The sequence below is a fragment of the Paraburkholderia caffeinilytica genome, assembly GCF_003368325.1.
GTDB classification, from domain to species: Bacteria; Pseudomonadota; Gammaproteobacteria; order Burkholderiales; family Burkholderiaceae; genus Paraburkholderia; species Paraburkholderia caffeinilytica.
Map to the genome: position 1 here is coordinate 3,659,469 of NZ_CP031467.1, position 13,656 is coordinate 3,673,124.

The 13,656-nt window shown below is 62.9% G+C and carries 12 protein-coding genes; 8 read left to right on the forward strand and 4 right to left on the reverse strand.

Going from position 1 to position 13,656, the window contains the following annotated elements; genetic code table 11:
* The first annotated feature begins 63 nt into the window (after nucleotides 1–63).
* The 4 genes from odhB (at nucleotide 64) to DSC91_RS32610 (ending at nucleotide 4,710) form a co-directional block, all read left to right on the forward strand.
* Nucleotides 64–1,341, forward strand: a complete 1,278-nt coding sequence (gene odhB, locus DSC91_RS32595; protein ID WP_115782624.1) for a 2-oxoglutarate dehydrogenase complex dihydrolipoyllysine-residue succinyltransferase — start codon at nucleotides 64–66, stop codon at nucleotides 1,339–1,341.
* Between the two features lie 138 nt (nucleotides 1,342–1,479).
* Nucleotides 1,480–2,910 (forward strand): dihydrolipoyl dehydrogenase, encoded by a 1,431-nt coding sequence (gene lpdA / locus DSC91_RS32600; RefSeq protein WP_115782625.1) that lies wholly within the window; start codon nucleotides 1,480–1,482, stop codon nucleotides 2,908–2,910.
* A 90-nt stretch (nucleotides 2,911–3,000) separates the two neighbouring features.
* Nucleotides 3,001–4,098: a cell division protein ZapE gene (gene zapE / locus DSC91_RS32605; RefSeq protein ID WP_115782626.1), complete on the forward strand. Its 1,098-nt coding sequence runs from the start codon at nucleotides 3,001–3,003 to the stop codon at nucleotides 4,096–4,098.
* Nucleotides 4,099–4,260: 162 nt separating this feature from the next.
* Nucleotides 4,261–4,710: a transposase gene (locus tag DSC91_RS32610; protein ID WP_115782627.1), complete on the forward strand. Its 450-nt coding sequence runs from the start codon at nucleotides 4,261–4,263 to the stop codon at nucleotides 4,708–4,710.
* Nucleotides 4,711–4,857: 147 nt separating this feature from the next.
* Here the strand turns inward: DSC91_RS32610 and DSC91_RS32615 are convergent, their stop codons facing one another.
* From DSC91_RS32615 to DSC91_RS32630, 4 genes are all read right to left on the reverse strand, one after another.
* Nucleotides 4,858–5,343: a DUF2147 domain-containing protein gene (locus tag DSC91_RS32615; protein WP_115782628.1), complete on the reverse strand. Its 486-nt coding sequence runs from the start codon at nucleotides 5,341–5,343 to the stop codon at nucleotides 4,858–4,860.
* A gap of 252 nt (nucleotides 5,344–5,595) precedes the next feature.
* On the reverse strand, nucleotides 5,596–7,305 hold the full coding sequence (locus DSC91_RS32620) for a ShlB/FhaC/HecB family hemolysin secretion/activation protein (protein ID WP_115782629.1): 1,710 nt from the start codon (nucleotides 7,303–7,305) through the stop codon (nucleotides 5,596–5,598).
* A 248-nt stretch (nucleotides 7,306–7,553) separates the two neighbouring features.
* Nucleotides 7,554–8,975: a collagen-like triple helix repeat-containing protein gene (locus DSC91_RS32625; protein WP_115782630.1), complete on the reverse strand. Its 1,422-nt coding sequence runs from the start codon at nucleotides 8,973–8,975 to the stop codon at nucleotides 7,554–7,556.
* 167 nt (nucleotides 8,976–9,142) lie between these two features.
* Nucleotides 9,143–10,606 carry a collagen-like triple helix repeat-containing protein gene (locus tag DSC91_RS32630; RefSeq protein ID WP_115782631.1) on the reverse strand — a complete coding sequence of 488 codons (1,464 nt, stop codon included), beginning with the start codon at nucleotides 10,604–10,606 and terminating at the stop codon, nucleotides 9,143–9,145.
* A 657-nt stretch (nucleotides 10,607–11,263) separates the two neighbouring features.
* On the opposite strand from DSC91_RS32630, the gene DSC91_RS32635 reads away from it, so the two are divergent.
* The 4 genes from DSC91_RS32635 (at nucleotide 11,264) to cpaB (ending at nucleotide 13,616) form a co-directional block, all read left to right on the forward strand.
* On the forward strand, nucleotides 11,264–11,443 hold the full coding sequence (locus DSC91_RS32635) for a Flp family type IVb pilin (protein ID WP_115782632.1): 180 nt from the start codon (nucleotides 11,264–11,266) through the stop codon (nucleotides 11,441–11,443).
* Between the two features lie 142 nt (nucleotides 11,444–11,585).
* Nucleotides 11,586–12,086, forward strand: coding sequence for an A24 family peptidase (locus DSC91_RS32640; RefSeq protein ID WP_115782633.1), 501 nt, complete (start codon nucleotides 11,586–11,588; stop codon nucleotides 12,084–12,086).
* Nucleotides 12,083–12,580: a TadE/TadG family type IV pilus assembly protein gene (locus DSC91_RS32645; protein ID WP_115782634.1), complete on the forward strand. Its 498-nt coding sequence runs from the start codon at nucleotides 12,083–12,085 to the stop codon at nucleotides 12,578–12,580. The genes DSC91_RS32640 and DSC91_RS32645 overlap by 4 nt, the downstream gene beginning before the upstream one ends.
* A gap of 91 nt (nucleotides 12,581–12,671) precedes the next feature.
* Nucleotides 12,672–13,616 (forward strand): Flp pilus assembly protein CpaB, encoded by a 945-nt coding sequence (gene cpaB / locus DSC91_RS32650; RefSeq protein ID WP_115782635.1) that lies wholly within the window; start codon nucleotides 12,672–12,674, stop codon nucleotides 13,614–13,616.
* Nucleotides 13,617–13,656: the final 40 nt, after the last annotated feature.

Below are 13,656 nucleotides of genomic sequence, written 5' to 3' on the forward strand. Positions count from 1 at the left end.
GCAGGCGGTCGTCGAGTACAAAGATCGCGCGCCGTCACCCGATACGTATTCAGGATATTCATAATGGCTATTGTTGAAGTCAAGGTTCCCCAGCTCTCCGAGTCGGTCTCGGAAGCCACGATGCTGCAGTGGAAGAAGAAGCCCGGCGAGGCTGTTGCTCAAGACGAAATTCTCATCGAAATCGAGACCGACAAGGTCGTGCTCGAAGTGCCGGCACCCTCCGCCGGCGTGCTCGCACAAGTGATCTCGAACGACGGCGACATCGTCGTGGCGGATCAGGTGATCGCCAAGATCGACACCGAAGGCACGGCAGGCGCCGCTGCTGTCGAAGCCGAAGTGAAGCCGGCTCCCGCCGCCACGTCGGCACCGGCTGCTGCACCGGCGGCTCAGGCTGCATCCGCAACGGGTGCGAACACCGCTGCTTCGCCGGCTGCCGGCAAGCTGATGGCCGAGAAGGGTCTGGGCGCGGGCGACGTCGCCGGCACGGGCCGCGACGGCCGCATCACCAAGGGTGACGTGCTGACGGCAGGCGCACCGGCTGCCAAGGCAGCACCGGCGCCGGCTGCTGCCGCACCGAAGGCTGCGAAGCCGTCGCTGCCGGACGTCAAGGCGCCGGCATCGGCCGACCAATGGCTGAAGGACCGCCCGGAACAACGCGTGCCGATGTCGCGTCTGCGTGCGCGTATCGCCGAGCGTCTGCTCGAGTCGCAGCAAACCAATGCCATCCTCACCACGTTCAACGAAGTGAACATGGCGCCGGTGATGGACCTGCGCAACAAGTACAAGGACAAGTTCGAAAAGGAACATGGCGTGAAGCTCGGCTTCATGTCGTTCTTCGTGAAGGCGGCTGTTCATGCGCTGAAGAAGTTCCCGCTGGTGAATGCGTCGATCGACGGCAACGACATCGTCTATCACGGCTACTTCGACATCGGTATCGCGGTCGGTTCGCCGCGTGGCCTGGTGGTGCCGATCCTGCGCAACGCAGATCAGCTGAGCCTCGCTGAAATCGAGAAGAAGATTGCCGAGTTCGGCCAGAAGGCCAAGGACGGCAAGCTGTCGATCGAAGAAATGACGGGCGGTACGTTCTCGATCTCGAACGGTGGGGTGTTCGGCTCGATGCTGTCGACCCCGATCATCAACCCGCCGCAATCCGCCATTCTGGGCGTGCACGCCACGAAGGAACGCGCTGTGGTCGAGAACGGCCAGATCGTGATCCGCCCGATGAACTACCTGGCGCTGTCGTACGACCACCGGATCATCGACGGCCGCGAAGCAGTGCTGTCGCTGGTTGCAATGAAGGATGCGCTGGAAGACCCGGCGCGCCTGTTGCTCGACCTGTAATCGCCAGTTCGCCCGGCGCCGGCTTGTCTTCGCGCAAGCCGGCACCATCCAGGCAGCACGTCTCTAGCATTCCGCAGTACTGGAGCGACGCCCCCGCGAAGCGCGGCCGCGCGTCGCTCCGTCATCAAAAGGATTGTCATGTCCAAAGAATTTGACGTCGTCGTGATCGGCGCCGGCCCCGGCGGCTACATCGCCGCTATCCGCGCAGCGCAACTCGGCAAGACCGTCGCATGTATCGAAAAATGGAAGAACCCGGCCGGCGCGCTGAAGCTCGGCGGCACCTGCCTGAACGTGGGTTGCATTCCGTCGAAGGCGTTGCTCGCGTCGTCGGAAGAATTTGAAAACGCGTCGCATCACCTCGCGGACCACGGCATCAGCGTGGAAAACGTGCAGGTCGATATCGCGAAGATGCTGGCCCGCAAGGAAGGCATCGTCGAGAAGATGACCAAGGGTATCGAATTCCTGTTCCGCAAGAACAAGATCACGTGGCTCAAGGGCCATGGCAAGTTCACCGGCAAGACGGACGCCGGCGTGCAGATCGAAGTGAGCGGCGAAGGCGAAACCGAAGTCGTGACGGCGAAGAACGTCATCATCGCAACGGGTTCGAAGGCGCGTCACCTGCCGAACGTTCCGGTCGACAACAGGATCGTCGCCGACAACGAAGGCGCGCTGACGTTCGACTCCGTGCCAAAGAAGCTCGCCGTGATCGGCGCGGGCGTGATCGGTCTGGAACTCGGCTCGGTGTGGCGCCGTCTGGGCGCGGACGTGACCGTGCTCGAAGCGCTGCCGGAATTCCTCGGCGCGGCTGACCAGGCGCTCGCCAAGGAAGCCGCCAAGCAGTTCAAGAAGCAGGGTCTGGACATCCACGTCGGCGTGAAGGTCGGCGAAGTGAAGACGACCGACAACAGTGTCACGATCAATTACGCGGACAAGGACGGCAACGCGCAAACGCTCGAAGCCGACCGCCTGATCGTGTCGATCGGCCGCGTGCCGAACACCGACAACCTCGGCCTCGAGGCCATTGGCCTGAAGGCGAACGAGCGTGGTTTCATCGACGTCGACGACCATTGCGCAACGGCTGTGCCGAACGTGTACGCGATCGGCGACGTGGTGCGTGGCCCGATGCTCGCGCACAAGGCCGAAGACGAAGGCGTGCTGGTCGCCGAAATCATCGACGGTCAGAAGCCGCATATCGACTACAACTGCATTCCGTGGGTGATCTACACCGAACCGGAAATCGCGTGGGTCGGCAAGACCGAGCAGCAACTGAAGGCCGAAGGCCGCGAAGTCAAGACGGGCCAGTTCCCGTTCATGGCGAACGGCCGCGCGCTGGGCATCAACAAGGCGGATGGTTTCGTCAAGATGATCGCCGACGCGAAGACCGACGAACTGCTCGGCGTGCACATCATCTCGGCCAACGCGTCGGACCTGATCGCGGAAGCCGTGGTGGCGATGGAATTCAAGGCGGCGTCGGAAGACATCGGCCGCATTTGCCATCCGCACCCGTCGCTGTCGGAAGTCATGCGCGAAGCGGCTCTGGCCGTGGACAAGCGCGCGCTGAACATGTAATCACGCGCACGCCTGACTGAACGCAACTCTGGCATCACCACGAAGGCGGGCGGGTTCATTCCCTCCCGCCTTTCTTTTTGCAGCAACACAATGAACGTCACCGAATACTACGAAAAAGAACTGCAGACGCGGGGGTATCAATCGGACCCGGCGCAACGCGCTGCGGTCGACCGCCTGCAGCGGTGCTATGAAGAGTGGGTCGAATACAAGTCGCGCCGCTCGAACGCGTTCAAGAAACTGATCATCCACCCGGATCTGCCGCGTGGCGTGTACATGTGGGGCGGCGTAGGGCGCGGCAAGAGCTTCCTGATGGACAGCTTCTATATGATCGTGCCGGTGCAGCGTAAAACGAGGCTGCATTTCCACGAGTTCATGCGCGAGGTGCATCGTGAACTGGAAGAGCTGAAAGGCACCGCCGATCCGCTAGACGAACTCGCCAGGAAGATTGCCAAACGCTACCGGCTGATCTGTTTCGACGAATTCCACGTGTCGGATATCGCCGACGCGATGATCCTGTACCGTCTGCTCGACAAATTGTTCGAGAACGGTGTGCAATTCGTGATGACGTCCAATTACGATCCGGACACGCTGTATCCGGACGGCCTGCATCGCGACCGCATGCTGCCGGCGATCGAACTGATCAAGACGAAGCTCGACGTGATCAATGTCGATGCGGGTATCGACTACCGCCAGCGCACGCTGGCCCAGGTCGAGGTGTATCACACGCCGCTCGGCGCGGCTTCGGATAAAGCGTTGCGCGATGCGTTTTCACGCCTCGCGGCGGTCCCCGATGAGAGTCCTATCCTTCACATCGAAAAGCGCGAGTTGAAAGCGCTGCGGCGAGCCGATGGTGTCGTGTGGTTCGATTTCTCGACACTGTGCGGCGGTCCGCGTTCACAGAACGACTACCTGGAACTGGCGAGCCGTTTTCACGCGGTGATCCTGTCCGGCGTGCCGCAGATGTCGGTGCGCATGGCGTCGGAGGCACGTCGCTTCACCTGGCTGATCGACGTCTTCTACGACCACAAGGTCAAGCTGCTGATGTCGGCCGCGGTGCCGCCCGATCAACTGTACGTTGACGGTCCGATGGCCAACGAATTCACGCGCACGGTCTCGCGCATCGTCGAAATGCAATCGAAAGAATATCTCGACACACCGCGCCGGATCGTCGATACGTCGTTGACCTGAACCGCTGCGTGACACGGGCGCGGATGCTTTTGCGATAGATCACGCCCTGCTTGTCGAACAGGCAGAGTCCGAAGGCGTATTTTCAAGATTCGGATTGGTCTTATATTCCCTTCGCGGGTGACTGGATATCTTCTTTGTCATGGTTCTGACAAAGGAGAAACCATGAATCCGTACCGTGATATCAATGATGAAGAATGGCAACGTGTCGCACCGTTGCTCCCTGAGCTGCGTCCGCGCTCCGAACTGCGTGGCCGGCCGCTCGCCAACACGCGCTCGGTGCTCAATGGCGTACTGTGGGTGATGTATAGCGGCGCGACCTGGTCCGCCATGCCGCGCAAATATCCGTCGTATCAAACCTGCCATCGCCGCTTCAAGGCGTGGTACGAATCCGGTGTGCTCAAGCACGTCATGGATCAGCTGTTCGGCGGGGCGAGCGAGGAACTCTGTCTCCTGATGGAAGCCCGCATGCGCACGCATGTGAGCGTGGAACAGAAGAGCAGTGACGCGGCAAAGGTTCCGGCGTCCGCTTCCCCGGCGTATGGCCCGGCAGCGGTCAAGCCATTACCGTCGTCACCGTTCGCGTATGTGTCGCCGTTCAAGCACGCTGCATGACAACTTCAACCAGCCAGATTCAAACAAAAAAACGGCCGGACGATGGCGATCGTCGGCCGTTTCTGCCGGTTCCATCCTGGCGGCAGGTGCGGCCCTGATGGAACACTACTTGGCGCGTCAGGCATAGGCGCCTGAACGACCTGCTCGTTATTGCTGGCGAATCCAGGTTTGCGAGCGGCCCAGCAGCGAAACGCCGATATAGCCACGCACCACCAGCTTGCTCCCACCGTCTTCCAGGTGCATCTTGCACTTGTAGACCTTGCCGTTCTCCGGGTCGAGAATCTGCCCGTGATCCCAGCCGTCGCCGTCTTTTTTCATATCGTTGATGATCGTCATGCCGAGGATCAACTGGTCCTTGCGCGCGTCCGTACATTCATTGCAGCGCCGATCCGGTTGATCGTTCGCATTGAGTCCCTTGACCACCTTGCCGCTCAGCGTGCCATTGCTGTCCTGTGCAATTTGCACGAGTGCCTTGGGCTGGCCGGTGTGATCGTCGATGGTCTGCCACATGCCGACCGGGGAATCGGCCTGCGCCATTGCCGTGACGGCGCTGGCGAGCAGCACGCCGGCGAAGGCGGCATGTTTGGCTGTACGAAGCGCGATTGCGCGGGCGCGTTGGGTGAATTGCATCATTGTCTTCCTCCTTGAATAAAGACGGCGCGATCATGGTCGCACGGCGTTATTGGCATCTCGGGCGGTCTTCCGTTGCCGGCCGCCGTGATGCCTGGTGTGTCTGATACTGCCCCTCAGGTTCGACTTTGGCCACATCGGCGCGCGACTGGCGACCCGGGTGTGGCGGGTCGCACACCGTCAGCGCAGAATACGTGAAAGTGCGCGCGCCGTTTGATAGTGGAACCTCTAATCAGAACACGGCACTTTCGAATTTCAGTTCAGCTGGTACGAGAACGTCGCGTTGATGCGTGGACTGCGCGACGCGCTTTCCACCGGTGCGTCGCCGATTGCTTTGGCCACCGACAGATCCAGGCTGTAGTACTTCGCGTCCGAGATCCGGAAGCCGAACGCAATTGACGAAAGCTTCGACGGCGACGGCGTGCCCGCATGCAGATACACGCGCGCCATGTCGAACGAAACATAGGGTGTGAAGGTGCGCAGATAAGTGAAACCCGGCGTAAACGGCCGGTTGATTTCGAACATCGCGCCCCAGCCCGAATCGCCCGACGCTTCGCCCGGTTGATAACCCTGCGCAAAACGTTGCGCGCCGAACGAGATCTGTTCCGACGTCGGCAGCGAGACGCCGCTGTACTGACCGGTCAACGAAACGGCCGTGCCGATCTTCAGCGGCCACTCGTTGGTTTGCGAAAAACTTGCGCCGGTGCGCACGAAATTGATCGATGCCGGGTTCGTGACCGTCGTGCCGGGAACGTTCGAGTCGCCGGCTTTCGACGCGCCCAGAATATCGAAAGCCTTCGCCACATTGATACTCGCGCGGCGCACCTGGCCGGTTTCCACGTTGGTGTAGTCGGCCTGCAGTTGCAGGACCCGCACCTGCGAGCGAAAGCCGATCTGCGCGCCGGTGCTATGGTTGTTGTAGCGATCCTCGTCGTGCGACGCGTAGACCGACGCAGTGCCGATCACGCTTTGCCTGTTGTTCAGCAGGATCGGATAGGCCAGCGAGCCGCCGACCTTATCGTTGATGACCGTGCGCTCGATATAGGAGGGCAGGCCGGGATTGTCGGTGGGATTGCCGCGATAATGCGACGCGTCGATCTTCCCAATCAATCCATTGCTACCGATCGGCACCGCGGCGTGCGCGGCAAGGTAGGTGACGTTGTCGCGACCCTTGGGCAGCAGCGCAGACACGCTCAACTGTTCGCCAAGTGCCGTCAGGCCGTTTTCGGTGGCCGTCAGCAGGCCTTGCACGCCGGGATGATTGAAGTCGATACCGGTGCTGACGTCGAACGGTTTGCGGTCCACGTTTAGCTCGAGCGTAGTGGCGCCGTCGGTATTCTGCGGTGGCGCCACGTTGGCCGCGACTTTCACGCCGGGCAACAGACCCAGCACGTTGATGTAACGCTCGAAGGTGGCGCGCCGCAACGGCCGGTCGGCGACGATGTGGTCGGCGATCGTGCGAATCTTGTCTTCGACCGCGCCCGGTTTGCCCGTCACCTTGACCGCGGACACGTAGCCTTCGACTACCGTTACGCGCACCACGCCGCCGTCGAACGTTTGCGCGGGAATGAAGGCGAAGGAGAGCGCATAGCCGCGGTCCTGATACAGCTTCGTGACGCCGTTGGCGACCTGAATCAGATCGCCGATGGTGATGTCTTTGCCGACGAGCGGCGTGAAGCGCTGCGCGACCTCGTCGAACGGAATGGACTTTACGCCCTCGACCTGAATCTTTGAGGGCGTCAGATGGCGGGCGAGCAGTTCCTGAAGCTGAGGGGCTTGCGGCGCGACCTGCACGGTCACGTTCGGGCCTTTGTCGGGCGCCTTGATCTGCGGCAGTGAATCGAGAGGATTGCCGCCGACGGCCGGGCCGGCCGGGCGTGACTGCGCGTGTGCTGCGACTTGCATCCCGCTTGCCGCGATCGCCGCGAGCAGGAGGGTCCATTTACTACCGTACCCGAGTTTCATCGGATTTTCCTCGTATGCCGTTCTTGTTTTGCGCACGCACCGCCTGGCCGGGCTGGTTGCGATCGCTTATGTGTGGCTCGACGCATACTGCCATGCTTGCATGTATTACGTCACGTGCTCCGGCGGGCTTGAACATCGGCTGCAAAAAGCGCGGAGCACGTGATGAGACGGACAGCTTATGCACGCCGCGTAACGAGACGTCCAATGGGGCGCCTTGCATAGCGGCATCGATGAGCAACTTATGCGGACTACTTATGGCTCACCGGCACGAGACCGCCGAGCAGCGTCGTCAAACCGCCCGTCGCGCTGCTCGAACCGCTCGTCGACCCTGCCGCTGAGCTAAGTGCGCCGGTCAGCTGGCCGACGAGGCCGGTCACCGGGGCGAGCGGGTTGCTGCCGCTGCTGCCCGAGGCGCTGCTGGTGACACCGGAGAGCGCGCCGGTCAGCGTCGACAGCGGATTCGATGCGCTACCCGAGCTGCCCAACGCCGAGGTGAGCGAACTCAAAGGCGTGCTACCCAGCGCCGAAGTCAGCGAACTCAGCGGCGAGCCGCTCGAAGTCAGCGAGCTCAAGGGCGTGCCGCTCAGCGCCGAGGTCAGACCGGAAAGCGGCGTGCCGCCGAGCAGCGTCGACAGCGAGCCGAGTGGATTGTTGCCGAGCCCGAGACTCGCAAGCGAATTTTGCAGCGGGCCGAATGGGCTGCCGTTGGCAGGCGGCCCATTGACGACGGCCACGTTCGTGCTGCCGAGGAGGCTCGTGATCAAGCCGGGAATCGGATTGGCGCCATTCGGGCCGTTCGGATTGACGAGGCCGCCGGCGTTCGTCACCGTGTTGCCGAGCGAGCCGACCAGGGTGCCGAGATCGGCGCCGACCGGGCTCTTCGTGGCCGCGCCGATTTGCGCGCTGGTCGAACTCAAGGTGCCGCCGATTTGCGCGAGCAGACCGCCCACCGGCGCGCCGAGGCCGGTCTGCGTGCCGACCGTCTGCGTCACGAGTCCGGCGGTCTGCACGATCGGCGTGATCGCGGTGCTAAGCGGCTGGGTGATCTGCTGCACCGGCGCGGAGGCCAGCGAATTGCCGAGCGTCGCGCCACCGGCGTTCAGGGCGCCAGCGGTGGTGGAGAGAACGGTTGCCAGCGGCGTGGTGAGCGGCGACAGCGGCGCGAGATTGCCGGTGCCGAGGCCACCGACCGCGGTGCTCAGACCTTGCACGACGCCGCTCGTCGAACTGACCACCGAACCGAGGCCGGCGACCGTGGTGCCGACCGGATTGGAGGTCGTGCCGATCTGCCCGACGCCGCCGCTCACCGCGTTGGCGAGCGAGTTCAGCGTGCCGCTCGTGCTCGACACGGCGTTGCCGAGACCTTGCGTGACCTGCGGGCTGAGGCCCGGGATGGTCTGCGAGGCGATCGTGTTGCCGAGGTCGCTGGTGGTCTGCGCGGCAGCGGTGGCGACACCGGTGGTGCCCGACGACGCGCTGACGGGCGGCCCGCCGCTCGTCGAACCGCCGCCGCCGGCGCTACCGCTGTTTGACGCGGCAGGTGGCGCCGTGATGCCATTGCCGCCACACGCGGCGAGCAAGCCGGCGGCCGCAAGGGCGATCAACGGGGCGCGCAACGACGACACGGTCGCGCACGCCGCATGGAGAGTAAAAAAACGTTGGCTGGACATAGGTGCTCCTCAGTGTCTTCTAGATGTCGTGTGCGTGGTTTGCGTGCGCCGGTGCAACGGATGTCTGGGCGGCGCGGCTCAATGCAGCCGGGTTCCGGCAGAGCCGGGGCACGCCTTGGGGGCCGCACTTCGGGTGCCGGTTGCTGCGTTTCTTTCGACGGTGTTGCTTACTTCTTCGTCAGGCCGCCAAGCAGGCCGCCGACGAGCGACGTCACCGGAGCGAGCGGGTTGCTGCCCGATCCTTTGCCGCTGGTGCCCGACAGCGACAGGCCGGGACTCGTGGTGGTGCTGGTCGTCGTCGCGGCCGGCGTGTTGGCAGCCGTAGTCGTGACGCCGCCGAGCGTGCCGGTGACGCTCGACAGCAAGCCCGTGACCGGGGCGAGCGGGCTGCTGCTGCCAGTGGTCGTGCTGCTCAGGCCGCTCGCCACGCTCGAGAGCAGACCGGTGACAGGCGCCAACGGGCTGCTGCCGTTCGATGCACCGCCCAGGCCTCCTGTTACGCTGCTGAGTGCGCTGGTAAGCGGAGCGAGCGGGCCGCTGCTGGAGCCACCCGTCAAGCCGCCGAGTACGCTGGTGAGCGGAGCCAGCGGGCCGCTACTTGAGCCGCCCGTCAGGCCGCCGAGCGCGCTGGTAAGCGGAGCGAGCGGATTGCCGCCCGTGCCGCCGGTGAGCAGGCCACCCACCGACGCGACCGTGGTGCCCGTGTCCGTTACCGTATGACCGAGAGCGGCCGTGATCGGATTGCCGCCGGTTGCGCTGATCAGCGTGCCGGCCTGGCCGAGGCCGCCGCCGAGAGTCGCGAGCAGATTGTTCAGCGGTGCGCCGAGGCCGGTCGTGTTGCCGACCGTTTGAGTCGTCGACGCGACCATCGACGTAATCGGCGTGATTGCGGTGCTGAGCGTTTGCGTGATTTGCTGGACCGGGCCTGTCGAGAGCGCGGTCGTGAGCGTGCTGCCGCCGTTGGTGACTGCATTGCCAAGCGTATCGACTACGCCACCGAGCGGCGTCGTGATCGCAGCCAGCGGTGCGAGCGGGCCGCTGCCGAGGCTCGTCACGAGGCTGCCTGCATCGGTCACTGCGCCGCCGACATGACCGACCACGCCACCGAGGCTCGAGACCGTCGTGCCGATCGCGTCGCCGCCGGTGCCGAGCTGGCCGAGCCCCTGCGATACGCCGGTGCCGAGCGTCGAGACCGCCGAGCCGACTTGCTGCACGATGCCGCCGGCGGCCTGGGTGGTTTGCGAGCTGACGCCGGGCAGGGTTTGCGAACCGATCACGGTGCCGATGCTCGAGACCGTCGAACCGACATCGCTGACCACGCCGCCGGTGTTGTCGGCAACCGTGCCTAGCGCATTCGCGACGGCGGTCGTGCTGGTTCCCGTTCCGGTGCCGGAGCTGCTTCCCGAACCGTTGCTGCCGGTGTCGGTGCCGGACCCGCCCGAACCCATCGAACCACTGCCACTGCCACTGCCGGTGGTGGTGGAAAGTGCGCTGCCGGAAGAGTCGCTACCGCCGCCGGTGCCGGCGCTCAAGGTTCCGGAGCCTCCGCAAGCGCCAAGAGAAAGCATCGTTGCCACGCTGGCCGCAATCAGGGTTATTCGAAATGTGGTGTTGGCCGTTTGAATGTTCATGTCGCCCTCGCATCGCATGTGTTATTGGATGTTGCTGCGTGGCTATCTCTGCACGAGCCGTGCCATTTCGACTGAGCAATGCGGAGGATTTCTTTGCCGAGGGGCGTGAAGCCATATGTGATATGGCTTTGCGAAGAATTGATGGAGTGTCCGCTAACTCAGATATACCGCGAGAAAATGAATTTGCTAAACGTTTGCGAGGGCTGCGTAACGTAACGAGTCGTGCGCGCCGTTACGAAACATGGGGTAACGCAAGTGCAGCGGGAGGGCCCCGGACGCTTGAAACGTTCTGTTCAAACAAATAATTAGTGCAGCGAATCTAACTTATGGTTATTCCTATGTGCTGCAACGCACGAACTGCCGTTAACCTGAGTGCGGCGCTAAAACGCACACGGTGTCGAGCTAAGGGCAGCGGACAATTGCTTAAATATGATTGTTCGGCTATAAAACCCGAAAGCATCAAGGATTGACGAGGGAGGTGCGTAATCGAACAGACCGTGCACAGGCATCTGTTTTATTGAAGCCGGCTGCCAGGCGGTGCTTCTGCAGCGCAACACGCAGGACCAGGAATGAGAGACCAATGGTCCGCAGCGCTGAAGAACCCGTCATCCGAAGCAGCACGTATACAAACGAAATAAATGAAGTCCGAGGGTAAAAATGAAAAAGTTCACACAACGCTTCCTGAGAGATAGCAAGGGCGTGACGGCCATCGAATATGGTCTTATCGCGGGGTTAGTTGTACTCGTCATTGCAACGGCGGTCACGTCGATCGGCAGTAACCTTTCGACCGTGTTGACCGACGTCGCAAACAAGATCGTCGCTCCGTCAGCAGCGTAAAGGGCAACCTGAAAACGTTCCGCGAAGCAGCCGACGTTATTACGGCAGGCCGCGTCGCGGGCGTTTTTTAAAGCTTCGCTATATTGGCTAATGCGAATTGCATTGCAATTCGCATGGCGTTGCTTCGCCTGTCGAGTGCGAAATGAATGTCTCCGTCGGTATTTTGTTATTTATCGCCTGGGCCGCGGTAGTCGCTATCAGTGACTGCCGCAGCCGGCGTATTGCCAACGCAGTTATCGTTGCCGGTCTGGCGGCGGCATTCGCCTGCGCGCTTCTTCAATGCGGGCCTTTTGGCGTTTCGTTGACCCAGGCGGCTATGGGAGCGCTGGTCGGCCTCGCCGCGTTGCTGCCTTTTTTCGCGCTCGGCGTCATGGGCGCTGCGGACGTCAAGGTATTTGCGGTGCTTGGCGCGTGGTGCGGCATGCATGCGCTGCTCGGTCTCTGGATGGCGGCTAGTCTTGCCGCGGGCGTGCATGCGCTCTGGCTGCTGATTACAACGCGCACGCGGCTCGCCGGTTTGTTCCGTCATGACGGCGTCACTTTCGAACTGGCCGGGAAAGCGTCCACGCCGTACGCGGCATGTCTCACGGCGGCCGCCAGTGCATGGCTCCTGCTGCAAGGACTGAGCGGAGGCGTGCGATGAAGCCGGTAGCCACGCAGCTCGCGCGCTTGAGACTCAAGCCGGTTCATACGCGCCGCACGTCTACGCAGCGCGGTTCCACGGCGGTCGAGTTCGCGCTGCTGTTCCCGCTGTTTTTCACGATCCTGTACTCGATCATCACCTTCAGTCTGATCTTCGTGGCGCAGCAGAACTTGACGCTCGCAGCGGAAGAAGGGGCGCGTGCGGCGCTGAACTGGCAGAGCAATACGTCGCTGCAAAACGCGCTCGTCAATCGGGGCAACGCTGCCTGTGCTGCGGCGAATCTGATGGTCGCGACGCTGGTGCAATCCATGCAATGCACGTCGACTTCCGCGGCGTGCGGCCCGAGTAACGCGATGCAGTGTGTGAGCGTCGTGCTGACTTACAACTACCAGGCCAATCCACTGGTGCCGACCTTGCCGCTGCTGAGTTACACGCTGCCCAACACCTTGTCGAGCAGCGCCACGGTACAACTCAATCCGGAGAATATTCAGTGACGCACGCGCCGGCTCTCAGCCTTTTTGTGCACCGAAGCGGCTTCGAACGCTCGTACGGCACGGCATCGTTTAACCGAAGCAGCGAGTCGTCATGCCGAATCTGACCAAAATTCTTGCCGGTGTGCTGATCGCTGTCGCATTGCTGCTCGGCCTGTTCGCGTGGACGCTGTCGCGCCGTCCGGCGCCGGTTGCCGTGACCCCTGCGACGCAGGCAAGCTTCCCGGTGGTGGTGGCCATCCACGCGTTGCCGGCAGGCAAACCAATCACGGTCGACCAACTGCGCGTGCAGTCGCTGCCGATCAATCCGAACGGCGCCTTCAGCGATCCCGCGCAACTGGCCGGCCGCGTGCCGAACGCGGAGATCGGCGCGGACTCGCCAGTGCTCGAAGCCCAGTTGTCGTCAGGGCTTGCCGAGCGCGTCGAGCCGGGCGAGCGCGCGTTGGCCGTGCGGGTCGACGAGGGCAATGCCGTCGGCAACCGGTTGCGGCCGGGTAATTTCGTCGACGTGTTTTTCACGCTCAAGCGCGACGGCGCCATCGGCAACGGCGGCGAAATAGATCGTACTCAGGCGCGTCTCCTGATGTCGAAAGTGCGCGTGCTCGCGTTCGGTAATGCCACCACCAGCGGCGACAGCGCCGGCGACCCGAACGGCATGGTGCGCACCGCGGTGCTGGCAGTGCCGGTCGCCGATGTGGACCGCCTGACGCTCGCCGAGAGCGCCGGCCGTCTGATCTTCGCGTTGCGCAATCCGAAGGATGCCGAAGTAGTCGATCAAAATGCATTGCCAGCCTATCCCGGCGTGTTGAAGACGGTTGCCACCGCCGGCGCGGCCGCGCCGCTGCAGGATTCGACACGCGCAGCGGCCGGTGTGTCGCTCGACGCCTTGTCGGGAAGCACCAATTCGGCAGGCGCCGTTGCGCGGCCGCCGTTGCCGCATATGCCGCCGCTGCCTACGCGCGTTGCGGGTAATACAAACAGTACAAAGAGCGGTATCGAGGTGATACGGGGTGGGCGCGCCGAGACGGTCGCCTGGTAAGCGGTTTCAGGGAGCGGGCGGCCGGACGCGTCCAACACTA

What these genes read in the sequence shown, in the direction of transcription:
- odhB (WP_115782624.1), top strand. Translation starts at nt 64, where the DNA reads ATGGCTATTGTTGAAGTCAAGGTTCCCCAGCTCTCCGAGTCGGTCTCG.
- lpdA (WP_115782625.1), top strand. Translation starts at nt 1,480, where the DNA reads ATGTCCAAAGAATTTGACGTCGTCGTGATCGGCGCCGGCCCCGGCGGC.
- zapE (WP_115782626.1), top strand. Translation starts at nt 3,001, where the DNA reads ATGAACGTCACCGAATACTACGAAAAAGAACTGCAGACGCGGGGGTAT.
- DSC91_RS32610 (WP_115782627.1), top strand. Translation starts at nt 4,261, where the DNA reads ATGAATCCGTACCGTGATATCAATGATGAAGAATGGCAACGTGTCGCA.
- DSC91_RS32615 (WP_115782628.1), bottom strand. Translation starts at nt 5,343, where the DNA reads ATGATGCAATTCACCCAACGCGCCCGCGCAATCGCGCTTCGTACAGCC.
- DSC91_RS32620 (WP_115782629.1), bottom strand. Translation starts at nt 7,305, where the DNA reads ATGAAACTCGGGTACGGTAGTAAATGGACCCTCCTGCTCGCGGCGATC.
- DSC91_RS32625 (WP_115782630.1), bottom strand. Translation starts at nt 8,975, where the DNA reads ATGTCCAGCCAACGTTTTTTTACTCTCCATGCGGCGTGCGCGACCGTG.
- DSC91_RS32630 (WP_115782631.1), bottom strand. Translation starts at nt 10,606, where the DNA reads ATGAACATTCAAACGGCCAACACCACATTTCGAATAACCCTGATTGCG.
- DSC91_RS32635 (WP_115782632.1), top strand. Translation starts at nt 11,264, where the DNA reads ATGAAAAAGTTCACACAACGCTTCCTGAGAGATAGCAAGGGCGTGACG.
- DSC91_RS32640 (WP_115782633.1), top strand. Translation starts at nt 11,586, where the DNA reads ATGAATGTCTCCGTCGGTATTTTGTTATTTATCGCCTGGGCCGCGGTA.
- DSC91_RS32645 (WP_115782634.1), top strand. Translation starts at nt 12,083, where the DNA reads ATGAAGCCGGTAGCCACGCAGCTCGCGCGCTTGAGACTCAAGCCGGTT.
- cpaB (WP_115782635.1), top strand. Translation starts at nt 12,672, where the DNA reads ATGCCGAATCTGACCAAAATTCTTGCCGGTGTGCTGATCGCTGTCGCA.